Source organism: Sphingomonas sp. R86521, assembly GCF_042466235.1.
Taxonomy (GTDB): domain Bacteria; phylum Pseudomonadota; class Alphaproteobacteria; order Sphingomonadales; family Sphingomonadaceae; genus Sphingomonas.
This window is the reverse complement of the sequence record NZ_JAXHBY010000001.1, coordinates 1,875,876-1,901,080: the sequence shown is the minus strand read 5'-3', so window position 1 is coordinate 1,901,080 and position 25,205 is coordinate 1,875,876. Positions and strand designations below refer to the sequence as shown.

Here is a 25,205-nt window from a genome sequence, read left to right as displayed (position 1 = left end):
CGGTGGTGCAATCATCGGCGGGGGCGCCGTGCACGTGGCCGAAACGCCCAAGCGAACCCAGTATACCAAGATGACCAAGCAGGTGGTGCGTCGCCCGATGCGCATCGCCTCCGTGCCGAAGCGCCGTCGCGTTGTCACGACCACGCGCACGACCTGCGCGCCGACCGTCGTGACGGTCGCGAACCAGGCGCCGGTCCCCTATCCGCCGGCCGCGCCGGTCGGTGAAGGCTTCCTGGGCGGCGGCGGTGGCGGCGTCCCGGTCGTGGTCGGCGGCAGCGGCGGCTTTTTCGGGGGCGGTGGTTTCGGTGGCGGCTTTGGCGGCGGCTTCGGCGGCAGCGGCGGATCGAGCGGCAGCATCGTGATCTCGTCGACGTCGAGCGGCGGCAACGTCTCGTCGGCGAGCGGCGGCAGCGGCGGTAGCAGCGGCAACATCTCATCGGCCAGCGGCGGCAGCAGCGGCGACATCTCGTCCTCCTCGTCTTCGGCATCGAGCAGCAGCGCGTCGTCGGCCTCCTCGGCATCGAGCAGCGGCAGTTCGTCAAGCGCGTCGGGCGGCGACGGCGAACCCGGCAAGCCGGGTCACGGCGGCCACGGCGGCAAGCCCGGGCATGGCGGCAAGCCTGGCCATGGCGGCTGGGGCGGTTGGGGCGGCAGCACCGGCGGGTCCGGCAGCAGCGGGTCGAGCGGGTCTTCGGGCAGCAGTGGCTCTTCGGGCAGCAGCGGGTCGTCCGGATCTTCGGCATCGTCGGCCAGTTCGGCGTCGTCGGCCAGCAGCGCGAGCAGCGGGTCGAGTGGCTCCAGCGGCTATGGATCGAGCAGCAAGGGCTGGAGCTCGAGCGGCTACAGCTCGACCGGCGGATGGAGCTCGAACGGCAGCAGCGCATCGGGCAGCAGCGCGTCGAGTGCGTCTAGCGCATCGAGCGCGTCGAGTGCCTCCAGCGCATCGAGCAGCGGGTCGGGCAGCACCGGATCGACCGGCGGCCCGCCCGCGCCGGTACCGGCACCGCCGATGGTGCTATTGTTCGGCGCGGCCGCGGCGGCGCTGGTGGCGCGCAAGCGGTTCGCGAAGTCGGCGGCGGTCGCCGCCTGACGCTTCGCCCGGCGACGGGCGGAGTCTCGCAGAAATCAGGGCTCGTCGGGTAACCCCCGGCGAGCCCTTTTTCGTTTACGCGGCCTTTAGCGCCTTTTCGATGTCGGCGATCGGATGCCCGGTGAAATCCTTGTCGAGCTCGCCGGCGAGGCGGCTGACGACCTCCTTGTGGTAATGTTTCCGCAGTTCGCCCAGCGTGCGCGGCGGCGCGACGACGATCAGCGTGTCGAAGTCGTTGGACAGCGCGCGGCGCTTGAGCATGTCGGCGGCGCTGGCCGCGAAGCGATCCTCCTCGATCTGGTGGAAGTCGGTCGGCTCGAACGAACTGCGGGCCGCGCCCTGTGTCGACGAGGCGCCACCGGCGGCATCGGTCGCCTGATCGCGGGTCGCGGGATTATCCTGCTCCTGCGCCGTCTCGACGATCAAATTGGGGAATTCGGTGTCGCCTTCGTTGCGCAGGAACAGCAGCTTGCGGCCATCCGCGACCAGTACGACGGCATTGTGGGGAATCTGCACGGGGAAGTTCTCCTTTTTCTGTGCGTCCATATGGCCAACGCGCCGGCTGGGCGCCGGGTTGCGCGCCTCCCTTCTGCTGGCACGGTTGCGCGGCTTCGCGCGGCTGGGCATAGCGCAGGCATGCACGACATCCGCCTGATCCGCGACGATCCCGCCGCCTTCGACGCCGCCCTCGCCCGCCGCGCCCTGCCGCCCCAGGCCGCCACGCTGGTTGCGCTCGACGAACGGCGCCGGTCGATGATCGCCGAGGCGCAGGCGATGCAGGCGCGCCGCAACGAACTGTCGAAGGCGATCGGGCAGGCGAAGGGCCAGAAGGATCACGCCAAGGCCGAGGCGCTGATGGCGGAGGTCGCGGGGCTGAAGGAGGCGCTGCCGGCGCTGGAAGCCGACGAGGCGCGACTGGGTGAGGAGCTCGATACCGCGCTGGCGATCATTCCCAATTCGCCGCTGGCCGATGTCCCGCAGGGCGGCGGCGAGGACGACAACGTCCTGGTCCATGCTCTTGGCACCAAGCCGGACCTCGCGTTCGCGGCGCGTGAGCATGATGCGATCGGGCCGGCGATCGGCTTGGATTTCGAGACCGGCGTGGCGATGGCAGGCGCGCGCTTCACCCTGCTCCGTGGCCCCGCGGCCAAGCTGCAGCGCGCGTTGGGCCAGTTCATGCTCGATCGGATGGTCGAGCACGGTTTCGAGGAAGTCGCGCCGCCTTTGCTGGTGCGCGACGAGGCGCTGTTCGGAACCGGGCAGCTGCCGAAATTCGCCGAGGATTTGTTCCGCACCACCGAGGGACACTGGCTGATCCCTACCGCCGAAGTGAGCCTGACCAACATCGTTGCGGGCAAGATCCTGGCGGAGGGCGAACTGCCGCTGCGCTTCACCGCGCTGACCCCGTGTTTTCGCTCCGAAGCGGGCGCCGCGGGGCGCGATACGCGCGGGCTGATCCGGCAGCACCAGTTCGACAAGGTCGAGATGGTCTCGATCGTCACGCCCGACCAGTCCGAGGCCGAGCACGAGCGGATGACGCAGTGCGCGGAAGGCGTGCTGGAGGCGTTGCAGCTGCCGTTCAGGCGAATGCTGCTATGCACCGGCGACATGGGCTTCTCGGCGGCGCGCACCTATGATCTCGAAGTCTGGCTGCCCGGACAGGATCGTTATCGCGAGATTTCGAGCTGTTCGACCTGCACCGATTTCCAGGCGCGGCGGATGAACGCGCGCTATCGGCCCGAGGGCGAGAAGGGCACGCGGTTCGTGCATACGCTCAACGGCTCGGCGCTCGCGGTCGGCCGGACGCTGGTCGCGGTGATCGAGAATTATCAGCAGGCGGACGGATCGGTCGCGGTACCGGCGGCGCTGCAGCCGTATCTGGGTGGGCTCGAGCGGCTGGCGCCGCGGTGAAGCGGACCGCCGTCCTGCCGCTCCTTGCGCTGGCGGCGTGTATCCCGAGCGTCGATCGCCCGCCGAGCGAGGCGCCGCCGCCCCGGCCCTATCGCGCGCCGCCGCGGATGGTGCAGGAGGTGCCGCACCAGGAACCGGTGACGCGCGAGGGCAGCGACGTCGCCGCCCTCCCCGCCCCGCGCCCGGCCTGGGAAGCGCGGCCGGTCCGCGCCGACGCGCGGCGCATCGATCAGTCGATCTATGTCGTCCAGCCCGGCGATACGCTGAGCCGCGTGGTCGACCGCAGCGGCGCCAGCCTGGAGGCGATCGCCCGCGCCAACGACCTGGCGGTGCCGTACACGATCCGCACCGGGCAACGGCTGACGATACCGGCCGGGCGCTATCACCAGGTCCAGCGCGGCGAGACCGGGATCGCGATCGCGCGCGCCTACGGCGTCGAATGGTCGCGGATCGTCGCCGCCAACGCGCTGGTCGAACCCTATGTGCTGCGCGCCGACCAGCGCATCGTGATCCCCGGCGACGGGGGCTCGGACAGCCCTAGCCGTACCCATCGCGCTGCCGCGTTCAGGCTCGACATCGACGACATCCTGACCGGTGGCGAGCCCGCGCTGGCGAGCAACCAGGCACCGGCACGACCGGTCGCAACGCCGCGCCGCGTGCTCCCGTCCAACGCGGTGGTCACTGCGCCAGCGCGGCTGGCGGGCGGCGGTTTCCTCTGGCCGGTCGACGGCCGCGTCGTGAAACGGTTCGGATCGGGCGCCAGCGGCGAGCGCAACGACGGCATCAAGATCGCGGTGCCGATGGCGACGCCGATCCATGCCGCGGCGGACGGCGTCGTCGCCTATGTCGGCGACGGCATCGCCGCGCTCGGCGGGCTGGTGATCGTCAAGCATGGTGGTGGCTGGACCAGCATCTATGGCCATGCGTCGAAGCTGCTGGTGCAGCGCGGCCAGGCGGTGAAGCGCGGGCAGACCATCGCGCTGTCGGGCGACACCGGGTTTGCGGACCGGCCCGAGGTGCATTTCGAACTGCGCAAGGGGCGGACCCCGGTGGATCCGACGAGCCAGCTGCCACGGACGTGATTCTCCCGCGCGTGATGCGTCACCGTCGTCATCACAGCGAAGGCTGGGATCTCCCGGTTGGAGGTCGCGAACCTCTCCAAAGATCCCAGCCTTCGCTGGGATGACGGAGCCCGGCGTGCATGCTAACCGCCGGGCCATGACCTACCAGTCCGACCTGCTCACGACGCTCGCCACGCGCGGCTATGTCCACCAAATGACCGATGCGGCGGCGCTCGATGCGCTCGCGGTGAAGGGCGTGGTGCCCGGCTATATCGGGTTCGATCCGACCGCGCCGTCGCTCCACGTCGGCAGCCTGGTGCAGATCATGCTGCTGCGGCGGCTGCAGCAGACCGGGCACAAGCCGATCGTGCTGATGGGTGGCGGCACCGGCAAGATCGGCGATCCGAGCTTCAAGGACGAAGCGCGGAAACTGCTCGGCGAGGACGGGATCAAGGCCAACGTCGCGTCGATCCGCCGCATCTTCGAACGCTTCCTGACGTTCGGGGATGGCCCCACCGACGCGGTGATGCTCGACAACGCCGAGTGGCTCGACGCGCTCGAATACATCCCGTTCCTGCGCGACGTCGGCCAGCATTTCTCGGTCAACCGGATGCTGGCGTTCGATTCGGTCAAGCTGCGGCTCGACCGCGAACAGTCGCTGAGCTTCCTCGAATTCAACTACATGATCCTGCAGGCCTACGACTTCCTCGAACTGTCGCGGCGCACCGAATGCCGGCTGCAGATGGGCGGATCGGACCAGTGGGGCAACATCGTCAACGGCATCGAGCTGGCGCGGCGGATGGATTCGACCGAGGTCTACGGGATCACCACGCCGCTGATCACGACCGCGGACGGCGGCAAGATGGGCAAGACGATGGCGGGTGCGGTGTGGCTGCACGAGGACCAGTTGCCACATTTCGACTATTGGCAGTTCTGGCGGAACACCGACGACCGCGACGTCGGGCGGTTCCTGCGGCTGTTCACCGACCTGCCGCTGGACGAGATCGCGCGGCTCGAGGCGCTGGAGGGCGCGGAGATCAACGCCGCCAAGATCGTGCTCGCGAACGAAGCCACCGCGATGTGCCGCGGCCGTGCCGCCGCCGAGCAGGCCGCCGACACCGCGCGGAAGACGTTCGAGGAGGGCGCGTCGGGCGATGCGCTGCCGAGCTTCGCGGTTGCAGGCCCCTCGATCGGGTTGGTCGACGCGCTGGTCGGCCTCGGCTTCGTGACGTCGAACGGCGAAGCGCGGCGGAAAATCGCCGAGGGGGCGGTGCGCGTCGATGGCGAACCGGTGCGCGAGGCCGCCGCGGTGATCGATATCGCCGGCCCGGTCCGTCTGAGCCTGGGCAAGAAACGCCACGGGATGCTGACGCCAGCCGGCTAACTGCACGCGTTCTGGTTAAAACGGCCGTTAACCAAGCGCGTTAGTAGCCGCGTCCCCGTGCAGACCCTAGGACGGGCGCGGGCAATCGATCGGGGCACGCATGGCGAACCAGACGGAGACGAACATCGACGCACGGGGTGCGCCGCGGGACGAGGTCATGCACCGCACCCGCGCGACCGATGCCGAGGGCGTCGTCACGAAGCTGGTGATCGTCAATATCTCCGCGACCGGGCTGATGGCGCGGTGCGAGCTGGCGCCGGAGGTCGGCGCGGCGATCGGCGTGGAGCTGCCGATCCTGGGGCAGGTTCAGGCCAATGTGCGCTGGGTGCTGGGCGGGCGGATCGGCTGCGAATTCGCGCGGGCGATCCCGATGGCGGAATATTACGGGATGCTGTCGACGCTGTTGCGGAGCGTCTAGTCTTTCCCCAGAATCCATAGTTACAGGCGTGACGCTTGGGGCTCTGGATCCTGACTTTCGTCAGGATGACGGTGCGGTTACCCCGACCGGAGCAGCGCGACGCCTGCATCGCGATCGAACAGATAGAGGGCTGTCCTCGCCGCCTGTCCCCTCGGCCCCTCCAGCCCGCCGTCGCGATCGATGAGCAGGCGTGCGTCGTCGTGGGCGCATTGCAGCAGGTCGGCCATCATCTCGGGCGTCGCGAGCCGGAACGCCATCTCGCCCGACTGCTTGGTGCCGAGCAGTTCGCCTGCGCCACGGAGGCGGAGGTCCTCCTCGGCGATGCGGAAGCCGTCGTTGGTCTCGCGCATCAGGGCGAGGCGCGCGCGCGACGTTTCGCTGAGCGACGACCCGCGCATCAGCAGGCAGATCGATCGCCCGGTGCCGCGCCCTACCCGGCCGCGGAGCTGATGGAGCTGGGCGAGGCCGAAGCGGTCGGCGTGCTCGATGACGATCAGCGTGGCGTTGGGGACGTCGACGCCGACCTCGATCACGGTGGTGGCGACGAGTACGGCGGTCTTCGCGGCGGAGAATTCGGCCATCACCGCGTCCTTCTCCGCCGGCTTCATGCGGCCGTGGACGAGCGCGACCTTGTCGCCGAAACGGGCGCGGAGCGTCTCCGCGCGCATCTCGGCGGCGGCGAGGTCGCTCTTCTCGCTCTCCTCGACCAGCGGGCATACCCAATAGGCCTGCCCGCCGTCCGCCAGATGCCGGCCTAGCGCGTTGACGACGTCGTCGAGCCGGTCCTCCGAGATCACGCGCGTCTCGATCGGCTGGCGCCCCGGCGGCATCTCGTCGAGGCGACTGACGTCCATCTCGCCGTATTGCGCGAGCGTCAGCGTGCGCGGGATCGGCGTCGCGGTCATCGCGAGCAGGTGTGGCGGGGCGATGCCTTTCGACTGCAACGTCATCCGCTGTGCGACGCCGAAGCGGTGCTGCTCGTCGACCACGACCAGCCCCAGGTCCTTGTAGCCGACCGCATCCTGGAAGATCGCGTGCGTGCCGATGAGGATGTCGATCTCGCCGCTCGCCAGCGCCATCAGCGTCGATTCGCGCACGCGGCCCTTGTCGCGCCCCGTCAGTACGCCGACGTTGATAGGCAGATTGCCGAGCAATTTGCGCAGCGTCTCGTAATGCTGACGCGCCAGGATTTCGGTCGGCGCGAGCATCGCCGCCTGCGCGCCGGCCTCGACCGCGATCAGCATCGCCATCGCCGCGACCAGGGTCTTGCCCGAGCCGACATCGCCCTGCAGCAGCCGCAGCATCGGCGCGGTCTGCGCGAGATCGCCCTCGATCTCTGCGACGGTCCGCGATTGCGCGCCGGTCAGCGTGTACGGCAGATCGAGCATCGCGCGCAGCCGGCCGTCGCCGCTGAGCGCACGCCCCCGCCGTTTGCGCGTATCGGCGCGGACCAGCGTCATCGCCAACTGGTTGGCGAACACCTCGTCATACGCCAGCCGCTCGCGCGCCTTGGCGTCGGCGGGGTCGGCGTGGATGCGCGCCAGCGACTCATGCCAGTTCGGCCATTCCCGCTTCGCCTTCAGCCCGGGTTCGATCCATTCGGGCAGGTCCGGTGCGCGCGTGACCGCCTGCGCCGTCAGCCCGGCCAGCTTGCGCGACGTCAGCCCCTCCGACAACGGATAGATCGGCTCGCGTTCGGGCAGCGTCTCGTCGGGCTCGGCGAGCTCGGGGTGGACGATCTGCAGCTCCTGGCCATATTGATCGAGCCGTCCCGAGACGCGCTTGGCCTCGCCGATCGGGAGGAGCTTCTTCGCCCAGCCCGAATTGCCGCCGAAGAAGACCAGGCTGACATAGTTGCCGTGGACGTCGGTCGCCTGCACGCGGGTCGGCCCCCGCCCCGCGCTCGAGCGGTAGTCGCGGGGGGTCAGCGTGATCGTGATCATCCGCCCCGCGTCGCTCGTCATCAGCTCGGTGCGCGACACGCGGTCGACGTAGCCGGTCGGCAGATGGAACGCAACGTCGACGACGCGCGCCAACCCGAGCCGGTCGAGCGGCTTGGCGAGCGCGGGGCCGACGCCTTTCAGGACGAGGGTTTCGGCGAACAGCGGATTGAGGATTTCGGGTCGCATGACTATCTGCGTCCTATAGCCCAGCCGACGACCGCTTCCAGTGGTCGCCGGCTTATTGGCGTTGGAGATACGATGGACCACGAGACCCGCCTCAAGCGCCTGGGCTTTCGCAGCTCGCACCGCGGCACGCGCGAAGCCGACATGATGATCGGCGGCTTCTTCGCGACCTATGGCCGGACATGGACGGCCGAGCAGCTCGACTGGTTCGAGGCGCTGCTGGAGGAACAGGACGTCGACATAATGGGCTGGGCGATCGGCTCGATCGTGTGTCCGCCGGAGTGGGACGGGCCGATGATGCAGGCGATGCGCGACATCGATTACGTGACGGTCGTGAAGTAACATACTCCCTCCCCCCTTTGGGGAGAGGGTCGGGGTGAGGGGCAGCCAAGCAGCGCAGCGCCTAGAACAGCCCCTCACCCAACCCTCTCCCCGGCGGGGAGAGGGCTTTAGGAAGCCGATGCCAGACCTGAACACGATCCTTTCCGCGACGAGCCCGCTGACGCTGTCGGGCGTGCCGTCCGGTTTCCAGCCGTCGCTGCTCGCCGACCTCGCGCGCGCCGCGAAGACGCGCGCGGTGTTCATCGCGCCGGACGACGCGGCGATGCGCGCGGTCGCCTCGACCGCGGCGTATTTCGCGCCCGATCTCGAAGTGCTGAGCTTCCCGGCCTGGGACTGCCTCCCCTACGACCGCGCCTCGCCCACCTTGCGTATCATGGCCGAGCGCGTCGCCGCGCTGCAACGCCTCCAGGGCAAGCCCAAGGGTCCGCAGCTCCTGCTGACCACTGCCAATGCCGCGACTCAGCGCGTCCTCACCCCGTTCCGCATCCGCCAGCTCGTCGCGCGGCTCGCGCCCGGCGAACGGATCGGCCGCGACAAGCTGGCCATGCTGCTCCAAGCGAACGGCTATGTCCGCACCGACACCGTCCACGACCAGGGCGAGTACGCGGTGCGCGGCGGGATCGTCGATCTTTATCCGTCGGGCGAAGACCATGCGCTCCGCCTCGATTTCTTCGGCGACGAGATCGAGAGCGTCCGCACCTTCGACGCGACCGACCAGCGCACCACGGGGCGGATCGACGGCTTCGTCCTGCTCCCCGCCTCCGAAGCTTTGCTCGACGAGGATTCGATCAAGCGCTTCCGCACCCGCTACCGCGACGCGTTCGGCGCGACCGCGACTGGCGATCCGATGTACCAGGCGATCTCCGAAGGCCGGCGCATCGCGGGCATGGAGCATTGGCTGCCGCTGTTCGAGGAAAAGATGGCGACGTTGTTCGACCATCTCGGCGCCGATGACGTGGTGGTCCGCGACAACGGGGTAGCCGCGGCGGTGGAAAGCCGGCTCGAATCGATCGCGGACTATTACGAGAACCGCAAGCGCGCAGAGGCCGCCCAGCCCGGCAGCTACCGGCCGATGCCCGCCAAGGCGCTGTATCTCGACGCGCAGGAATGGTCCGGCGGGGTCGCGGCGTTCGCGGCGCACATCACCTCGCCGTTCCACGAACCGCCGAGCGACACCGTGCTCGACTTCGACGTCGACGGCCCGCGCGATTTCGGCCCTGAACGGGCGGCACAGGCGAACATCTACGAAGCCGTCGCCGATCACGTCGAGAAACTGCGCAAGCAGGGCCGGAAACCGATCCTCGCCAGCTACTCGATCGGCGCACGCGAACGCCTGGGGAGTTTGCTCGCCGACCACGGGATGAAAGGCGGCAAGCACGCCGAGACCTGGCAGGAGGCGCTCGGCATCGCGGATACCGCGCGCAGCTTCGGCGTCGCGCTGATCGTCCTGCCGCTCGACCACGGCTTCACCGCGCCGGGGATCGCGGTTCTCACCGAGCAGGACATGCTCGGCGACCGCCTCGTCCACCGCAAGAAACGCAAGAAATCCGCCGACGCGTTCCTAGCCGAACTGGCGACGCTGACGCCGGGTGATCTGGTCGTCCATACCGAGCACGGCATCGGCCGCTACGAGGGCCTGACCTCGATTCCGGTCGGCCAGAGCCCGCATGACTGCGTCGCGCTGAGCTATGCCGGCGGCGACAAGCTGTACGTGCCCGTCGAGAACATCGACGTCCTCTCGCGCTACGGCTCGTCCGAGGAAGGCGCGACGCTCGACCGGCTCGGTGGCGAAGGCTGGCAGCGCCGGAAATCGAAGATGAAGGAGCGGATCCGCGAGATCGCCGGCGAACTCATCGCGACCGCCGCCGAACGCGCGCTGCATCCGGGCGACGTGCTCGAACCCGATGCGAGCGGCTATCCGAGCTTCGTCGACCGCTTCCCGTACGAGGAAACCGAGGACCAGGACCGTGCGATCGAGGACGTGCTCGGCGATCTGGCCGCGGGCAAACCGATGGACCGGTTGGTGGTCGGCGACGTCGGCTTCGGCAAGACCGAGGTCGCGTTGCGCGCCGCGTTCGTCGCGGCGATGGGCGGCAAGCAGGTCGCGATCGTCTGCCCGACGACGTTGCTCGCGCGCCAGCACTACAACAACTTCGTGAGCCGGTTCGAAGGTTTCCCGATGAACATGGGCCGCCTGTCGCGACTCGTCACCGCGAGCGAGGCGAAGGCGACCAAGGAGGGGCTGGCGAACGGCACGATCGACGTCGTCATCGGCACGCATGCGCTGCTTGCGAAGAATATCGACTTCAAGCGGCTCGGGCTGGTGGTGGTCGACGAGGAACAGCGGTTCGGCGTGACGCACAAGGAGCGGCTGAAGGCGCTGCGGGCGGACGTCCACATGCTGACGCTGACCGCGACGCCGATCCCGCGCACGCTGCAGATGGCGATGTCGGGGATCCGCGAGCTGTCGGTGATCCAGACCCCGCCGGTCGATCGTCTCGCGGTGCGGACGTACATCATGCCGTTCGATCCGGTCGTGCTGCGCGAGGCGCTGCTGCGCGAGCATTACCGTGGCGGGCAGAGCTTCGTCGTCACCCCCCGCGTGGCCGACCTGCCGGAGATCGAGGATTTCCTGCGCGAACAGGTGCCCGAGATCCGCTTCGTCGTCGCACACGGCCAGATGTCGCCGACCGAAGTCGAGGAGCGCATGTCGGCGTTCTACGACAAGAAGTTCGAGGTGCTCGTCTCGACCACGATCATCGAGAGCGGGATCGACATCGCGTCCGCCAACACGATGATCGTCCACCGCGCCGACCGCTTCGGCCTAGCCCAGCTGTATCAGCTGCGTGGTCGCGTAGGCCGCTCGAAGACGCGTGCCTATGCGTATCTGGTGACGCCGCCCGAGCGGCAGATGACGGTAACGGCCGAGAAGCGGCTGAAGGTGCTGTCCGATCTCGATTCGCTCGGCGCGGGGTTCCAGTTGGCGAGCCACGATCTCGACATTCGCGGTGCGGGCAACATGCTCGGCGACGAGCAGACCGGGCATATCAAGGAGGTCGGGTTCGAACTCTACCAGGCGATGCTGGAGGAGGCGATCATGGACGCCAAGGCCGGCGGCATGACCTCGTCGCGGCCACGCGATTTCTCGCCGCAGATCACGGTCGACGCGCCGATCCTCATCCCCGAGGATTACGTGCCCGATCTCGACCTGCGGATGGGGCTTTATCGCCGCCTCAACGATCTCGACGAGGGTCAGGAGATCGAGGCGTTCGCCGCCGAGATGATCGATCGCTTCGGTCCGCTGCCCGACGCGACCGAGAATCTGATCAAGGTCATCGAGATCAAGCTCAACGCCAAGAAGGCTTGTGTGTCCAAGATCGACGTCGGGCCGAAGGGCGTGCTGGTGTCGTTCCACGGCGACAAGCCGCCCAACATCGACAAGCTGTTGGCGTATGTCGAGCGCTTGAACGGCGTCGCGCGGTTGCGGCCGGACAGCAAGCTGGTGCTGCAGCGGGCGTGGGGCGATCCGAAGGCGCGGCTGCATGGTGCGCTGCAATTGTCGAAGGGGTTGGCGAAGGCGGCGGGATAACCGCCCCTCGCCCACCCTCCGTCATCCCAGCGCAGGCTGGGATCTCATTCGGCAGGGGCGGGACAGGAGCCGCAGGAGACTCCAGCCTTCGCTGGGGTGACGGAATGCTGGTGGCGCCGCAAAATCAGCGCGCCATCAGCTCCACCAGCGCATCCTCGCCGACCGGCTCGGACAGCAGGAACCCCTGGTAGATCTCGCACCCGCCCGCCGCGAGCAGCGCGAGTTGCGCGGGCGTTTCCACGCCTTCCGCGATCACCGCCATCCCCAGCGACCGCGCCATCGTGATCGCGCCGGCCACGACGACGCGGTCGCGTGCGCTGCCGTCGATGTCGCGGACCAGCGACTTGTCGATCTTGACGTAATCGAGCGGCAGCGACTTCAGATAGGCGAGACTCGAATACCCCGTCCCGAAATCGTCGATCGCCACGCGACACCCTGCCCCGCGCAGTTCCGCCAGCAGTGCGGACGCGGCGGCAAGGTCCTCGATCAGCCCGGTCTCGGTAACCTCGATCGTCAGCCGCCCGCGTGGAAAGCCGCTCGCATCGACCCGCGCGAGGAACAGCGCCGCGAAGCCCGGGCGTGCGATATCCGCCGCCGACAGGTTCAGCGACACCCGCAGATTGCCCAGCACCGCGGGCCACGCCATCGCCCGGGCAAGGACCAGCTGCTGGATGTGATCCGACAGCGCCACCCCCAGATCGGCGCGGTCGGCGGCGGCGAACAGCGCGTCGGCGCCGAGCGGCCCCAGCTTGCGGTGGTTCCAGCGCGCCAGCGCCTCGACCCCGGTGATCCGCCCGCTCGCGATCTCGACCTGCGGCTGGAAGCGGATATCGATCTCGTCGCGCTCGATCGCGTGATGCAGGTCGATCGCCAGCGCGTCGAGCGGCACCACGCCGTCGGGCAGCGCCAGATGCAGCATCGCGCCGTCGCTCGCCTTTGCAGCTACCAACGCCTCGCTGGCCCGCCGCAGCAGTGCCGCGGCATCCTCACCGTCCTGCGCCTCCGCCACGCCGAACCGGCAGCCCAGCACCGCCAGCGCATCCGCCACCGCAAACGGCCGCGCCAGTGCTGCGTCGAGCGCGGTGATCGTCCGCGTCAGCGCGTCACCTTCGGCCTCGGCGACGAGCACGAACTCGGCGCCGCCGAGCCGGGCGACCATAGCGGACTCGCCCAGATCCGCAGACGCGATGGCATCCACGCGGCGCACCGCCGCCTCGATCAGCGCATCGACCGCGGGCCTGCCATGCGCCGCATTGACGATATCGAGCCGGGACAGCGCCACCAGCACCGCCGCCACCGGTCGCCCGTCCGCGCGTCGCTCGTCGATCCAACGTCGCGCGTCGCCGGCATCGCGGTCGTGCCGCCAGCCGCCGGGCACGACCCGCCGCTCCGCCGGAACACCGCGCGCTCGGGTCGCGTACCGATCGGCAAAGCGCAGCGCCTGGATCAGGTCGCCATCGCGGTACGGGCTCATCAGGAACTGCGTCGCGCCCCGGTCGAAGAAATCGCCGATCGCATCGGCATCGGCGCGCGACACGAGTACCAGCAGTGCATCACCGTTCCCCGCGATCGCGCCACCCAGTGCCTCGGTCGCCGCCAACCCCTGGTCCAACGCATCGCGCGCATCGACCACGGCGATCGCAGCCCCGCTCGCCAGATACGCCGCGGCGACGTCGTCGGCATCCCCCTGCATGTCCGCCTGCCACCCCGCGCCCGCCGCGATCCGTGCGATCTCGTCACCGTGACGGAACGATAGCGCGAACAGCGACGTTGCCCTTGCCATGTCCATCAAATCGATCGCACCATCATCCATCGGTGCGAGCCTAGCCGCGGCATCGGCCTCCGCCAATGCAGGAACGCACTTGTTCGACACCCCCGCGCACCTTAGCTCCGATACCATGAACGCCGCTCCCGCCCTGTCCGAAAAGCCGATGGTGGACACGCACGGCCGCACGATCCGCTATCTGCGGATCTCGGTCACCGATCGCTGCGACCTGCGCTGCCGCTATTGCATGGCCGAGACGATGACGTTCCTGCCCAAGGCCAAGCTGATGAGCCTGGAAGAGATCGCGGTCGTCGCCGAGCGCTTCATCGCCCGCGGCGTGACCAAGATCCGGCTGTCGGGCGGCGAACCGCTGGTCCGGCGCGATGTCGGCGAGCTGGTCCAGCGGCTGGGGCGGCATGTCGGTGCCGGTCTCGAAGAACTGACCATGACTACCAACGGCACCCGGTTGGCCGAGCATGCCGCGCAGATGGTCGATGCCGGCATCCGACGCGTCAACGTCAGCCTCGACAGCCTCGACCCGGATCGCTTCCGCTACATCACCCGTCACGGCGACCTGTCGCAGGTCATCGGCGGGATCAAGGCGGGTCGCGACGCGGGCCTCGCGATCAAGATCAACATGGTCGCGCTGAAGGGCCTGAACGAAGACGAGATTGCGCCGATGCTGGCCTGGTGCCGCGACGAGGGGTTCGACCTGTCGCTGATCGAGACGATGCCGCTGGGCGCGGTCGACGAGGATCGCACCGACCGCTTCCTGCCGCTGACCAAGGTGTTCGAAGATCTCGGCACGCGGTTCGCGCTGACCCGCGATGCGCGCACCACCGGCGGCCCCGCGCGCTACTGGAGCGTCGATGGCGGCACGACACGGCTAGGGCTGATCTCGCCGCTGACCGCCAATTTCTGCGACGGCTGCAACCGGGTCCGGCTGACCACCGAGGGCAAGCTGTACATGTGCCTTGGCCATGACGATCAGGTCGACCTGAAACAGGCGTTGCGCGACGGCGGCATTGCCGGGCTCGACGAAGCGATCGACGCCGGGCTTTATGCCAAGCCCAAGCGCCACGACTTCCAGATCGGCACGCCCGCGGTCGCGCGACACATGAGCGTGACCGGCGGATGACCTACGCGCGGCGGGCGCTGGTGGCATCGTCGGCACCGTCTGCGCGCGAGGCTGAGGCTGCGCTGGCCGAGATGGGCGAGTGGGTCGCGGTCGAGGACGCCGACGTCATCATCGCGCTGGGCGGCGATGGCTTCATGCTGCAGACGCTCCACGCAATGCTCGAGCGCCGCCAGCCGGTCGTCCCGGTGTTCGGGATGAATCTGGGCACGGTCGGCTTCCTGATGAACGAATGGCGCCACCACGGCCTCGACGACCGGCTGGAGCGTGCGAAATCGTTCAAGGTGACCCCGCTCAAGATGACCGCGACAGGTGTCGACGGCCGGGTCCATACGCTGCCCGCAATCAACGAGGTGTCGCTGCTGCGCGAGACCCGCCAGACCGCGAAGCTGGAGGTGACGGTCAACGACCGCGTGGTGCTGCCGGAGCTCGCCTGCGACGGTATCCTCGCGGCCACCCCCGCCGGATCGACCGCGTACAATTTGTCGGCCCAGGGACCGATCCTGCCGCTCGGTTCGGGCATGATCGCACTGACCCCGATCAGCCCATTCCGCCCGCGGCGCTGGCGCGGCGCGATCCTGCCCGACAAGGCGCGCATCGGCATCCGCGTGCTCGATGCCGGCAAGCGCCCGGTCTCCGCGGTCGCCGACCAGCGCGAGATCCGCGACGTCGCGCAGGTCGATATCTGCATGGACCGCGCCCGCGAACTGACGCTGCTGTTCGATCCCGAACATGCGCTCGACGACCGGATCACGATGGAGCAATTCGTTGCCTGATTGTGGGCCTGATTACGGGGCCTGATCATCGGCGCACAACCGTTTCAGTCGAAACCCGCTTGCATCCTCCGTTCGGCCAGTTATAGAGCCGCCTCCGGCAACGGTCCCTGATAGCTCAGCGGTAGAGCTCTCGACTGTTAATCGAGTGGCCGTAGGTTCGAATCCTACTCAGGGAGCCAGTTGCCGGTCTCATAAGTCCTCGCTTTTAGGCAGTTGAGGCAGCATTCGGCAGAAGCCGGTTCTGACCCATGGTATTACACGCGGCCGAGCATCCCCGCGGGATCCTGCTGCACCGGGGCGTCGTCTATCGCGAACATGAAAGCGCCAGAGATCCGTTGCCGGACGCGCTTCGCCGTCTCGAGCCGGCCCCGCGCCTCGATCATGCATAGGGCGGTCAGCACGACGGGCGTCGCAATCGTGCCGATCGCTGAAAAGACATCGCGTTCGAGGCTCGCGGGGGCGTCGGTCGCGTGCGCCAGCGTCCAGCGCTAAAGCATGTGCGCGTGGCAGCGTCTGCCGATGTCCTCGAACGTGCAAATTTGCACGGCCGCTGCCGCGGCCGACTTGCTCGATGGATCCACGCCGCGGGCGAAGCTGCTCGTGCGCCAGGTCGCACCGGGCCCGGGCGTCGACCAGCGACACCTCCGGCCAGGTGCCGATCGTCAGCAGCTTCTCGCGCCCCTCGAACTGGAACTTCATGCGCAGCGACTTGCGGCCGTTCGTCGCGACGTAGAGGTGCAGACCCCGCTCGTCGAAGATCTTGTAAGCGGCCGCGCGCGGCCGCGCGGCTTTCACCTCTGCGTTGGTCAGCATATGAACCGCATTCGGTCGGGGAGTGAAAATGGTGGAAGGCGAAGGGTGGCGGCCGCCTACGGCGACGAGCGTGCATTTGAGCGACCATCATCTCGCCCAACTCGGCCTGCTAGCTTCGATGGAGGCGATTTCGATCGCGCATATTTGTATGGCGTCGAAAGGTCTCCACGGCTTGAGCTTAGAAAGCTGGAAGCGTCTCGAGCGGGCTCAATTCGATCAAGTTCTATCGAGACTTAGCGACACGGCCTTAGCGATGGACGCAGAGCTATTTGGTCTCGCCAGCGACGTTAACAACGAAAAAACATGTACTGACTTTGCGTCACCAACATCTTCACAGCGTTTTGGGCGCTTGGTTTGAACGATGAACCGATGATATGAGATCTGCGGCGAGACATTCGCTTGCCTGCCACCCTCCAAGCGGCCGTTGAGCAGGTTGCGCATTTTACCTTTACGACGAAGCAATGTGCCTACCGCGTTGCCGATCTGATTCTGGACGGTGTGCTGCCCGGCGCCGGAGATGGTCCGGGCCCCAAAATGCGGTGGCGCGATCAGCTTGTTTCGTTCTGAGAATGACGCCGGTTTGTGCGGTGCTACCGGATTACACGGCGGATACACCCTCCGCTGTGCAACCGCGTACCGCACCGTTTTCGGCCACTTTCGTGATGTCCGTCGGGGTTCGATACCCCGACCGACACCCCTAGCCGCAACGGCTATCGGACTACTGCTAACGCCCATAGTCCGGCTTTTGGCTCGCTTCTGCCGCCCGCAAGAGCGGACATACGTCATCAGTAAATGGTCGACAGGGAATTTGCGCCTCCTCTGCCAGAGCCCTGTTCGACGATCGTCGCGATGTTATCGTCGAATGCGCATACCGCCTGCCGCGAGGGCGTAAATTCGTTCCATCGCCGTGGGGCGCTGCAAATCTATTTTCGCAGGGAAGCTGGGGTGCTGCCGTCATAGCGGCGTCATCCTTGTGTCACGTCAGGGGGTATTTACATGACTTTCAAGTTCGAGCCGTTCCTTTCTCGTAAACACGCGCAGAGTGTTCGACACTCTTCAGCAAACCCCTTGGCCGAGTGGAACGAACTGGCTTCCCCCGCGAGCGCACGAGCGGCGGTGCGCCTGCTCCGACCCGCGGACTGCAAGCCGACGCGTTTCGGGAGCGTAGCTTTGCTGTCCTGTGCCACCGCTTTCTGCACCGCGACGCCGGCAATAGCCCAGTCATCGACCTGGGGCACCGCCGGCACCGTAGCGACAGGCGCGTTGGTCGGCGCCGCACTCGGCCTGCCTGCACTGCGCCACGATAGCACGGGAGATATCCAGGCCGCCGGAAGCATGGGTGCCGCGTTCGTGCTAACCCAAGGGCTTAAGCAGGCATTTCCCGATCGGCGTCCCGACGGCAGCGATGCCAAAAGCTTCCCTTCGGGTCATGCCTCCCTCGCGTTCTCGGCCGCCGCCACACTTCAGAACCGCAATGGTTGGAAGGTCGGCATACCTGCACAGCTCGTCGCGGCGTTCGTCGCGGTTTCGCGCGTTGAGGCCAAGAAGCATGCCTGGGACGATGTCGTCGTCGGCGCGGCAGTTGGTGAGTTGTGTGGATTCGTCATCACGTCGAAGGCAAATGCCTCCGTTCGAGTCATGCCTTGGGGCGGCACCAAGAGCGGCGGGGTCGGTCTGGCGATGCGATTCTGACATAGGCGGCGTCAGCCAACCCGCCGTAACAAATCGGTTTGTCGAAGAAATAAGTTGCCTGCTATCGCCGTCCAACATCCGAAAGCAGGCGATCCGCTGTCCACCAAACTCTGACATTTGCGGATCCGTCGCGTCGAATGTCCGCCAACGCCCAAGAGTTGCCGTTTGGGCAGCATAACAGCGCAGAAGAATTGGTGACGATGCACGTCACTGCGCATCGCAGATCAGAAAACGAAGTCACTCGTGGCGTAAATATGACCTAAGATCTGCAGTTGGAAATCCGCCACCGCATCGCCATTCACGTCGAGCGACAAGGTTGTCGTGTCGGCGTTGGTGTCGTAGTAGAGCACGGCTTGCTCGGCGGCGCCACTAAACGCGCCGACGAAGTGGAAGCCTTGATCGCCGGCCAGCCGGCTGTTGCCATCGAGCGCGATCACATCGACGCGATCGCCATCCATCTCGCTGAAATCCAGGATATGGTCGAGCGCACCAAGCTGCGAGTCCGACAGATCGGTGTACAGGAAGCGGTCAGCACCGCCGCCGCCCGTGAGCAGGTCGGCACCGCCGAGACCTTGGAGGATGTTCGCGCCCGCATCGCCGACGAGCACGTCCCCATAGCGTGTGCCTTGCGCGTTCTCGATCGATTTCAACTGATCGTTGACTGTGCCATCCCACGTAAGCTGCGCGGCCAGATCGATGATCACCGAGACGCCGGCATCGATGTAGCTGACCGTATCGGACCCGCCGGCGCCACCGTCCAGCACATTGGCCAGCGCGTCGCCGCGCAGGTTATCGTCGAATCCCGAGCCGCTGGCGTTCCCGATCCCGGCGAGATGATCGTTCACGATCCCGTCCCAGGTGAGCTGATGCAGCAGATCGACAACGACGCCGCGCTGCGATGTCGCATAGCTCACCGTGTCCATGCCGCCGTTGCCGATCAGCGTGTCCGCGCCACCCGCACCGCCGTCCAGCACATTGTTGCCGGCATCGCCACGGATGAAGTCGTCGAAGCGGGAGCCGATCGCATTCTCGATCGACAGAAGCCGATCATTCCTGGAGCCGTCCCAGGTCAGCTGCGCAGCCAGATCGATTGTTACCGCTGTAACCGAGGAAGCGGAACTGACGGTATCGCTGCCATTGCTGCCGTCGAGGACATCCGCACCGCCTGTACCGCCATCCAAGATGTTGTCGCTGTCATCGCCGGTAAGGCGATCATTCCCGATTGACCCGCTCAGATTCTCGATTGAGACGTACATGCCACTATCAAGGCGTTGACGCAGATCGACGTCGACGGGACCGTCGATGCTCGCGAAGCTCACCGTATCCGAGCCTTCGCCGCCGTCCATGAGATCATTGCCCCCGCCGTACAGGAGTATGTCGTTACCGTTGCCGCCGTACAGGCTGTCCACACCAAGATAATTGTACTGATCTACGCCACTGTCCAGAATGTCGTCGCCGTCGCCGCCGAATATCTGATCGTTCCCACCGAGTCCCTGCAAATAGTTCGAACCCGCATCCCCTATGATGTAATCGCCGCCGATGCTGCCGATCGCGTTCTCGATCGACGTAAGATGCGTATAAACGGTGCGGTCCCACGCAAGTTGACTCGACAGATCGATGTTCACGCCGGGCAGAACAAGCGGGTATGCATATCTTTCGGGTATATGGACAGAATCCTGCATTGAGATGGTGTCGGAGCCGCCACCGCCATCAATGATGTCTGCCCCACCATAGCCGTTGAAGACGTTCGCCCCGTCATCGCCAATCAGAGTGTCCGCGAGGCTCGTACCCCGGACGTTCTCGATCGAAACGAGGCGATCTACACCGCTAGTATAGCCAGTATAGACCGCCTGCCCAAGTCGGAGGTCGACACTTACCGGCTGACCGTCCTTGAACGTGACCCAGTCGACTCCCGACCCGCCATCGAGCACGTTGAAGCCACCGCCGCCGTTCAGCGTGTCCTCTCCGTCGCCGCCCAAGAGGATGTCATTGCCCGTGCCAGTAGCGATAAGGTCGTTCCCGGGGCCACCATCAAGCACGAGGTCGATAGTGACATTACCGACAGTGAAGTAGTCCGATGCCGATGACAGGACGAAATGGTCGAAGTTTTGCGCATAGATCGACCCGTACTTGATGGCGTTGTTTGGAAACGAGTCCGTGACAAGGACATAAGGGAATGCAAACGAGAATGCCGCCTGACTGAAATCGAGCGTGTTGTGCCCGGCGCCGCCGTCCAAAATCGCGGACACGCCCTGGTCGAAAGAGACGACGCTTACCACGACGCGATCATCGCCGTCGCCGGCATCAACCAGGTCGGAGCCGTTGCCGGGGTATATCAGGTCGTCCCCGCCCAGCGCGTTGATCACGTCAGCACTATCAGTCCCGCGCAGAATGTCATTGCCGCCGGTGCCCGTAATCACAGCCATGTCGCTCTCCTCTTCAAAGATCGTACCGGAGGCATGGCCTTGCAGCAACGAGCACCACAGGACGCGATGAAACGCTTTCGTGGGGCTTAAAGGAAATCGTTGCCGCGCCTAGGTCGGCTTCTCGAATGGTCAGGCCGGCTTAGCCAAACACTTATCAGCCAAATACCGCTGGCGAAATCCGGGGGGGCGCATCGACAAGCGAAAGTTTGCTTTCCACCACAACCGGACATTCAGCCATCGCGGAGTTGAAGTGCGATCGGGAGCCACAAGAGCGTTCTCGCATTCATCGACGCGTCACCGCGCTCTCGCGACCTTCGCACTTACGGGTCGTACCGCCGTCAGCCAGCGAGCAGCTTGGCCGCGACGTCCTCCATATCGCCAACGACCAGCAGCGCGTCGCCACCGATCAGCCCGACCTTTGTCTGCCCGTTTTCGTCTTTCCGAAGATACGCGACGTTCTCACCAACGACGAGGTAATTGCCGCCGTGGGATTTTAGCTCAACGAACTTCATGATGGAGGCTCCTGACCCGGCGGCGATACGGGCAAGAAACGAGAATCCCGTTAATGGTTCGACGTCAGCCGCTGACGGCAGGCTTCGTGCGGGTCGGGAAAACCGGACCACGCTTTGTCATTCGCACGGCGGGGTACGGACGCTGCAGCGCGACCACGTCGTCGTAGCTGCCGGTCAGCCACCGCTCGTGATCTTCCGGCGGCAGGATCGTAATCATTGCCTTCGGGTGGATAGGCGCGACTAGTTCGTTCGGGTCGCAGGTCACCATCGTGAAGCCCGCGCCCTTAGCCGTCTGCTGCCAGAACCCGGCGACCGCGAACACTGGCTGGTCTGGCACGTCGAACCACATCTCTCCCTTGACCGGCGCTCCGTCGCCCACCTTGTGTTTGTCGGGCGTCCATTCGCAGAACTCGGTTAGCGGGATCAGGCACCGGTTAGGCGGCTCGGCTGCAAGACGGCGCCACTGTGGCAGCGCGAGGTTGCGCACGTTCGTCATCGGCCACGCCGCCTGGCCGCCCAGCACGTCCCACGCCATTACGTCGAGGACGCGCCGATCGCGCTCATCTCGAACGATGTAGGCCTTGCTCTTCGGGTAGAGTTCAACCGGGTCGGCGTTCGGGCGGACGACGTCGTGCGCCCAGCTGGCATTGAAGCGGGCGAACAGCGTCTCGGGCTCTCCGCGGTTGCGTGCGCGGTTGCACATCAGAGGTAGCTCCACACGCCAACGGCGGTGCCGGCCATCATAAACACTGCGACAGCGATCATTTGCAGCCACTACCATATTCTCACCGGGCGCTCGCGCGGGTTGCGCATCTATCGCTCGACGGGAAGTCGTTCACGAATGCGATTACCACGTCGAGGTCGTCCGCGGTAAGGCTGCTCTCTACATCGATCACGTCGCCTGGATTACAAGTCACGGCGAACGCGGCCAGCCGGGCGAGCGCGTCGTTAAGGTCAGGTGTTTGGTCGGCCATCATCAGCCCTTCGCGGTGATCGGCATAGACGCACGCCCATAGCGACGCGCTGCCTCGTCCATGCTAAGCGTCTCGATCTGCCTTTGCTGCCGGGTCGCATGCAGATGCCGCAGAGTGCATGCAGCACCAAGGTCGGGATCCGCGGCGTCGTCAAAAGGACCCACCTGAGCAGCCTGGGCGCGCGCGCGATCCGGCCAAGGTGCCTCCATGGGCGAGCTGGCCACCTCCACCGTCGGGATCGACTTCTCCAACCCCGACAAGAGCAAGTCGAACAGACGCCTGGAGATCATGCTCTGCGCCCCCGGCGGCCCGGTCGATCTACGCCCCGAACCCAACAACGAGTTCGACAGCAACGCTATCGCCGTATGGTCCGACCGTGGGGTCCAGATGGGCTATGTCAGCGCAGAGCGAGTGCCCCTGATCGGGAAGCGGATGCAGTTGGACGAGGTCGCCGCAGTGTTCGAGGGGTTAGCGCATAGCGGGACGTATATCAGGTTGAGGTTCGAAGGCGGGCTCCCTATCCTGCTACCGGCGCCCGCGGAGCCGCAGCGCGCGCCGGTCTGCGGCCAGTCTTCGATCCCCACGCCTTTTACCTAACCGAAGAGAGTACAGAATGGGGCGCCTAGTAGTAGCAGCGGTGATCCTTCTCATGTCGTTGGCCGCCTGCGCGTATCGCGACGCTGGCTTCGTGACCCCGGGCATGCCCGCGCCGAACTGCGACGGTATCGAACACCCCGACGATAACCCCGCCTGCCCTGACTGGGCAGTCCCTTGGCAGAAACCGGCGTCCGCTACGCCGGCGCCCGCTACGCGAAAATAACGGACTGGGGCGAATGCGCACAAGGCGGCGGAACTGGTTCGGGAGCAGCAACGCTACTTTGCTCCCGTTGACGCGTTCTATCCGGACGAGGAAGGGTCAAAGCTCGGCCTAGCCCTGCCCATCATCGTCCGGGTCAATCGTCGGAGCACCTGACCGGGTTCGCCAGAAGGCGCTGAGAACAGCCACTACGAAGATGACCGCGAAGATGGCCAGCACAATTGGGAGGCCGGCGCCCCAATCGCTTGAAGTTGAAAAATTCATACGTGTCACTCCCTGCTAGGGTAACGCTCGAGAGGCGATTTGATCCCTTTGCGACGTACGATGTCGCGGCCCAGCGTCAGCGCTCGCAATGCGTTCCGACCCGCGGCCGGCGTTCGATCGGCATGCGTTCTATCCGGATGACGAGGGGCCTAAGTTCGGCACCTAGCGCGCGTCGAAAATGCGTCAGGGCTGTGACGCTGTTGCGCCGGCAAATCCCTGGTATACGATCTTGGGAAACGCAATGGAGTCACTTGATGAAATTCTGGGTCGCAGCCGCATTAATGGTGAGTTCTGGGGCTGTAACAGCTCAAAACTCGAACGACGTTGCGAAGCCGTCCGACACGCCGGCGCATGAGAAGAAGACCTGCCGGTCTATGAACACGACAGGCTCATTCATGGCCACGCGGGTATGCAACACGGCCGCCGCTTGGCGGCAGTTCGACGGTAATACTGCAGATGGTGCTCAGCAGACTCGCGATGCGTATCGGATGACCAGTGCAGGTACGCTGAATACTAAGCGATAGGCCGGCCACAGCGGCGAGACGGAAGCCCGGCCCCCGAAGAGCTACACCAACTCCCGCTCGAGGTGATCGTTGGCGCACAGCGTTGGTGTCCGCGCCTGCTCGATAGCCTATGAAGGTATCGAGATACCTAACGGCAACTTACGCCAATACGGCTGGGTGTCCTGAAAGCCCGACTGGTCTACTTCAGGGTTGAGGCCGGCGGTCATGGGCTTGCAACCGTTCGGTAACGACCGGATCGCCTGCACGATCCCGCTCGGCCTCGGTGAGGTGCAATTCAGCAAGCGCGCGTTGCGCGCGCTCGGCGCTTTCATTTTCAGCCCTCTGAGCCGTCAATTGTGCCTCGAAGGCGAGGTCTGGGGCATATGCGCTATAGGTTGTCATCTGAGTGTTCTCACGGGAGTTCAGGAGCTACAAAAAAGCAATGTTTATTTAAGTTTGGCCAACCTCGGTGAAGGCGGCCTGGTCGCGATTTAACGTCTTTCGTCAGCTTGGGTTCCTCCTGCGGCATTGGTCGCTGATGCGCCGCCAGGCCTAGATGGCGGCGGTTTGGATCACCGAAACTACCTTAGACCGTGCGCGTCTGCCGAGCCGTACCGGTACGGTAAAGACCGCCCACTGAGGCACCGGCTGCCGCCGTGGCCGCCTCAGGCAGGTGCAATCAGGAGGGGCAGATGATTCAGATTCGTAACATCATAATGATCGCTGCGGAGGCGGCCATCGCAGCGGTATTCGCTTCGTCAGCTGTGGCGCAAACCATAGAGACGAACTGCCAGACTGGCTATGGCAACGTGCGTTGCACGTCGATGCCGACCGGCGCGGACTATTCACGGCGACAGTCAAAGCAGCGGTCGTACGAAGAGAACGAGGTTCTGACACCGCGGTCGCGAGCCCTTGCCGAAAAAGCACGTGCGCTTCGGATTACGAACGATCGCGCCGAGTTACCGAGCCTGGTGGGTGGCTTGGTTGCGAAGGGCACATGCGGCGAAGCAGAGCAGGTTGCTTTGAAAACGGGAGACTTCGAACTCGCACAGCGCACCCATTCTTACTGCGCTGGAGCGCTCAGCGGCACGGTCATTAAAGGTAGGGTTCGCACGACGGTCATCGGGTTCAGCGCTTTCGAAGTCAGGCGCTCGAACGCCGGCGATCAGAACCTTGATGCCGTTCGAGCACCGAGCGGTTCGTCGCCGTCATGCGCGCGCGTAACCGTACAAGAGAACGTCGTCGCTGGTGCAAGGACGATCATCGGGCTGCCTGTCGCATCAGTGCTTCGTCCGGTTGGCGTCCGCTACAGCGTTCAGGCAGTCGGCTAACGATTGCCACCGGCGGTATTGTTCCGTCTGTCCAAGCGGCAGCTATGTCCGCTACCGCCCAAAATCGGACGTTCGCCACTTCGTTGCTCTGCGCAATAACTGACCTTGCTACCGGCTGGTCGCGGTAGCGGACGGCTCAACAGCTGACACCCGCTTGACACTGCCTTAGATTTCGATGCTTTTTCTAAAACGCCAACGTCGGCGGACTTGGCACGGTGCAGCATTCATGGACACGACCCGCAGAGAGTTAGTTGCCAGATTAGCCGGTACCTGTTG

The 25,205-nt window shown here is 65.8% G+C and carries 22 protein-coding genes, 1 tRNA gene and 1 pseudogene; 15 read left to right on the top strand and 9 right to left on the bottom strand.

Annotation, left to right across the window (positions count from 1 at the left end):
• Window positions 1–70: 70 nt before the first annotated feature.
• Window positions 71–1,090 carry a hypothetical protein gene (locus tag SJY20_RS08830; protein WP_380786367.1) on the top strand — a complete coding sequence of 340 codons (1,020 nt, stop codon included), beginning with the start codon at window positions 71–73 and terminating at the stop codon, window positions 1,088–1,090.
• Between the two features lie 75 nt (window positions 1,091–1,165).
• On the opposite strand, the gene SJY20_RS08825 is transcribed toward SJY20_RS08830, so the two are convergent.
• On the bottom strand, window positions 1,166–1,606 hold the full coding sequence (locus SJY20_RS08825) for a host attachment family protein (RefSeq protein WP_380786365.1): 441 nt from the start codon (window positions 1,604–1,606) through the stop codon (window positions 1,166–1,168).
• Window positions 1,607–1,726: 120 nt separating this feature from the next.
• On the opposite strand from SJY20_RS08825, the gene serS reads away from it, so the two are divergent.
• The 4 genes from serS to SJY20_RS08805 all read left to right on the top strand — a co-directional run bounded on the left by serS (window position 1,727) and on the right by SJY20_RS08805 (window position 5,864).
• Window positions 1,727–3,001, top strand: a complete 1,275-nt coding sequence (serS, locus tag SJY20_RS08820) for a serine--tRNA ligase (protein WP_380786364.1) — start codon at window positions 1,727–1,729, stop codon at window positions 2,999–3,001.
• Window positions 3,002–3,108: 107 nt separating this feature from the next.
• Complete coding sequence (locus SJY20_RS08815) at window positions 3,109–4,083, top strand: peptidoglycan DD-metalloendopeptidase family protein (RefSeq protein ID WP_380788616.1); 975 nt, start codon at window positions 3,109–3,111, stop codon at window positions 4,081–4,083.
• 136 nt (window positions 4,084–4,219) lie between these two features.
• On the top strand, window positions 4,220–5,446 hold the full coding sequence (gene tyrS / locus SJY20_RS08810; protein WP_380786363.1) for a tyrosine--tRNA ligase: 1,227 nt from the start codon (window positions 4,220–4,222) through the stop codon (window positions 5,444–5,446).
• A 100-nt stretch (window positions 5,447–5,546) separates the two neighbouring features.
• On the top strand, window positions 5,547–5,864 hold the full coding sequence (locus SJY20_RS08805) for a PilZ domain-containing protein (RefSeq protein ID WP_380786362.1): 318 nt from the start codon (window positions 5,547–5,549) through the stop codon (window positions 5,862–5,864).
• Window positions 5,865–5,941: 77 nt separating this feature from the next.
• On the opposite strand, the gene recG is transcribed toward SJY20_RS08805, so the two are convergent.
• On the bottom strand, window positions 5,942–7,993 hold the full coding sequence (recG, locus tag SJY20_RS08800; RefSeq protein WP_380786361.1) for an ATP-dependent DNA helicase RecG: 2,052 nt from the start codon (window positions 7,991–7,993) through the stop codon (window positions 5,942–5,944).
• A 72-nt stretch (window positions 7,994–8,065) separates the two neighbouring features.
• Between recG and SJY20_RS08795 the strand changes: the two genes are divergently transcribed.
• Window positions 8,066–8,332 (top strand): succinate dehydrogenase assembly factor 2, encoded by a 267-nt coding sequence (locus SJY20_RS08795; RefSeq protein WP_380786360.1) that lies wholly within the window; start codon window positions 8,066–8,068, stop codon window positions 8,330–8,332.
• Window positions 8,333–8,450: 118 nt separating this feature from the next.
• A complete protein-coding gene (gene mfd / locus SJY20_RS08790; RefSeq protein ID WP_380786359.1) occupies window positions 8,451–11,921 on the top strand; it encodes a transcription-repair coupling factor in 3,471 nt (1,156 codons plus the stop codon).
• A 124-nt stretch (window positions 11,922–12,045) separates the two neighbouring features.
• On the opposite strand, the gene SJY20_RS08785 is transcribed toward mfd, so the two are convergent.
• Window positions 12,046–13,794 (bottom strand): putative bifunctional diguanylate cyclase/phosphodiesterase, encoded by a 1,749-nt coding sequence (locus SJY20_RS08785; protein ID WP_380786357.1) that lies wholly within the window; start codon window positions 13,792–13,794, stop codon window positions 12,046–12,048.
• A gap of 25 nt (window positions 13,795–13,819) precedes the next feature.
• Here SJY20_RS08785 and moaA point away from each other — a divergent pair, with 25 nt between their 5' ends.
• The 3 genes from moaA to SJY20_RS08770 all read left to right on the top strand — a co-directional run bounded on the left by moaA (window position 13,820) and on the right by SJY20_RS08770 (window position 15,776).
• Complete coding sequence (moaA, locus tag SJY20_RS08780; protein ID WP_380786356.1) at window positions 13,820–14,824, top strand: GTP 3',8-cyclase MoaA; 1,005 nt, start codon at window positions 13,820–13,822, stop codon at window positions 14,822–14,824.
• Complete coding sequence (locus SJY20_RS08775; protein WP_380786355.1) at window positions 14,821–15,597, top strand: NAD kinase; 777 nt, start codon at window positions 14,821–14,823, stop codon at window positions 15,595–15,597. The genes moaA and SJY20_RS08775 overlap by 4 nt, the downstream gene beginning before the upstream one ends.
• A 104-nt stretch (window positions 15,598–15,701) precedes the next feature.
• Window positions 15,702–15,776: transfer RNA gene (locus SJY20_RS08770), tRNA-Asn, on the top strand.
• A 75-nt stretch (window positions 15,777–15,851) separates the two neighbouring features.
• Here SJY20_RS08770 and SJY20_RS08765 read toward each other — a convergent pair.
• Together SJY20_RS08765 and SJY20_RS08760 are read right to left on the bottom strand one after the other, a co-directional pair.
• Window positions 15,852–16,076 (bottom strand): hypothetical protein, encoded by a 225-nt coding sequence (locus SJY20_RS08765; protein WP_380788614.1) that lies wholly within the window; start codon window positions 16,074–16,076, stop codon window positions 15,852–15,854.
• Between the two features lie 121 nt (window positions 16,077–16,197).
• Window positions 16,198–16,410 (bottom strand): annotated as a pseudogene (locus SJY20_RS08760) (Arm DNA-binding domain-containing protein); the annotation flags it as partial.
• Between the two features lie 28 nt (window positions 16,411–16,438).
• Here SJY20_RS08760 and SJY20_RS08755 point away from each other — a divergent pair.
• Both SJY20_RS08755 and SJY20_RS08750 read left to right on the top strand, forming a co-directional pair.
• Entirely contained in the window at window positions 16,439–16,768 is a 330-nt protein-coding gene (locus SJY20_RS08755) for a hypothetical protein (RefSeq protein WP_380786354.1), read from the top strand.
• A gap of 638 nt (window positions 16,769–17,406) precedes the next feature.
• On the top strand, window positions 17,407–18,102 hold the full coding sequence (locus SJY20_RS08750) for a phosphatase PAP2 family protein (RefSeq protein ID WP_380786353.1): 696 nt from the start codon (window positions 17,407–17,409) through the stop codon (window positions 18,100–18,102).
• 224 nt (window positions 18,103–18,326) lie between these two features.
• Here SJY20_RS08750 and SJY20_RS08745 read toward each other — a convergent pair whose 3' ends face one another.
• The 4 genes from SJY20_RS08745 to SJY20_RS08730 all read right to left on the bottom strand — a co-directional run bounded on the left by SJY20_RS08745 (window position 18,327) and on the right by SJY20_RS08730 (window position 22,017).
• Window positions 18,327–20,528 carry a calcium-binding protein gene (locus tag SJY20_RS08745; RefSeq protein ID WP_380786351.1) on the bottom strand — a complete coding sequence of 734 codons (2,202 nt, stop codon included), beginning with the start codon at window positions 20,526–20,528 and terminating at the stop codon, window positions 18,327–18,329.
• A 338-nt stretch (window positions 20,529–20,866) separates the two neighbouring features.
• Window positions 20,867–21,040, bottom strand: coding sequence for a hypothetical protein (locus SJY20_RS08740; RefSeq protein ID WP_380786350.1), 174 nt, complete (start codon window positions 21,038–21,040; stop codon window positions 20,867–20,869).
• A gap of 64 nt (window positions 21,041–21,104) precedes the next feature.
• Entirely contained in the window at window positions 21,105–21,743 is a 639-nt protein-coding gene (locus SJY20_RS08735) for an SOS response-associated peptidase family protein (RefSeq protein ID WP_380786348.1), read from the bottom strand.
• Window positions 21,744–21,825: 82 nt separating this feature from the next.
• Window positions 21,826–22,017 (bottom strand): hypothetical protein, encoded by a 192-nt coding sequence (locus SJY20_RS08730; RefSeq protein ID WP_380786347.1) that lies wholly within the window; start codon window positions 22,015–22,017, stop codon window positions 21,826–21,828.
• Between the two features lie 204 nt (window positions 22,018–22,221).
• On the opposite strand from SJY20_RS08730, the gene SJY20_RS08725 reads away from it, so the two are divergent.
• The 3 genes from SJY20_RS08725 (at window position 22,222) to SJY20_RS08715 (ending at window position 24,929) form a co-directional block, all read left to right on the top strand.
• Window positions 22,222–22,611, top strand: a complete 390-nt coding sequence (locus tag SJY20_RS08725) for an HIRAN domain-containing protein (RefSeq protein ID WP_380786345.1) — start codon at window positions 22,222–22,224, stop codon at window positions 22,609–22,611.
• Between the two features lie 1,212 nt (window positions 22,612–23,823).
• A complete protein-coding gene (locus SJY20_RS08720) occupies window positions 23,824–24,093 on the top strand; it encodes a hypothetical protein (RefSeq protein ID WP_380786344.1) in 270 nt (89 codons plus the stop codon).
• Window positions 24,094–24,290: 197 nt separating this feature from the next.
• A complete protein-coding gene (locus tag SJY20_RS08715; protein WP_380786343.1) occupies window positions 24,291–24,929 on the top strand; it encodes a hypothetical protein in 639 nt (212 codons plus the stop codon).
• Window positions 24,930–25,205 lie beyond the last annotated feature (276 nt).

Coding starts and splice junctions, on each gene's coding strand:
- SJY20_RS08750 (WP_380786353.1), top strand. CDS start 17,407: ATGACTTTCAAGTTCGAGCCGTTCCTTTCTCGTAAACACGCGCAGAGT.
- SJY20_RS08715 (WP_380786343.1), top strand. CDS start 24,291: ATGATTCAGATTCGTAACATCATAATGATCGCTGCGGAGGCGGCCATC.
- SJY20_RS08730 (WP_380786347.1), bottom strand. CDS start 22,017: ATGATGGCCGACCAAACACCTGACCTTAACGACGCGCTCGCCCGGCTG.
- SJY20_RS08720 (WP_380786344.1), top strand. CDS start 23,824: ATGGGCTTGCAACCGTTCGGTAACGACCGGATCGCCTGCACGATCCCG.
- tyrS (WP_380786363.1), top strand. CDS start 4,220: ATGACCTACCAGTCCGACCTGCTCACGACGCTCGCCACGCGCGGCTAT.
- SJY20_RS08745 (WP_380786351.1), bottom strand. CDS start 20,528: ATGGCTGTGATTACGGGCACCGGCGGCAATGACATTCTGCGCGGGACT.
- SJY20_RS08795 (WP_380786360.1), top strand. CDS start 8,066: ATGGACCACGAGACCCGCCTCAAGCGCCTGGGCTTTCGCAGCTCGCAC.
- SJY20_RS08735 (WP_380786348.1), bottom strand. CDS start 21,743: ATGTGCAACCGCGCACGCAACCGCGGAGAGCCCGAGACGCTGTTCGCC.
- SJY20_RS08775 (WP_380786355.1), top strand. CDS start 14,821: ATGACCTACGCGCGGCGGGCGCTGGTGGCATCGTCGGCACCGTCTGCG.
- serS (WP_380786364.1), top strand. CDS start 1,727: ATGCACGACATCCGCCTGATCCGCGACGATCCCGCCGCCTTCGACGCC.
- SJY20_RS08805 (WP_380786362.1), top strand. CDS start 5,547: ATGGCGAACCAGACGGAGACGAACATCGACGCACGGGGTGCGCCGCGG.
- SJY20_RS08755 (WP_380786354.1), top strand. CDS start 16,439: ATGGTGGAAGGCGAAGGGTGGCGGCCGCCTACGGCGACGAGCGTGCAT.
- SJY20_RS08725 (WP_380786345.1), top strand. CDS start 22,222: ATGGGCGAGCTGGCCACCTCCACCGTCGGGATCGACTTCTCCAACCCC.
- moaA (WP_380786356.1), top strand. CDS start 13,820: ATGAACGCCGCTCCCGCCCTGTCCGAAAAGCCGATGGTGGACACGCAC.
- mfd (WP_380786359.1), top strand. CDS start 8,451: ATGCCAGACCTGAACACGATCCTTTCCGCGACGAGCCCGCTGACGCTG.
- SJY20_RS08740 (WP_380786350.1), bottom strand. CDS start 21,040: ATGAAGTTCGTTGAGCTAAAATCCCACGGCGGCAATTACCTCGTCGTT.
- SJY20_RS08815 (WP_380788616.1), top strand. CDS start 3,109: ATGGTGCAGGAGGTGCCGCACCAGGAACCGGTGACGCGCGAGGGCAGC.
- recG (WP_380786361.1), bottom strand. CDS start 7,993: ATGCGACCCGAAATCCTCAATCCGCTGTTCGCCGAAACCCTCGTCCTG.
- SJY20_RS08830 (WP_380786367.1), top strand. CDS start 71: ATGACCAAGCAGGTGGTGCGTCGCCCGATGCGCATCGCCTCCGTGCCG.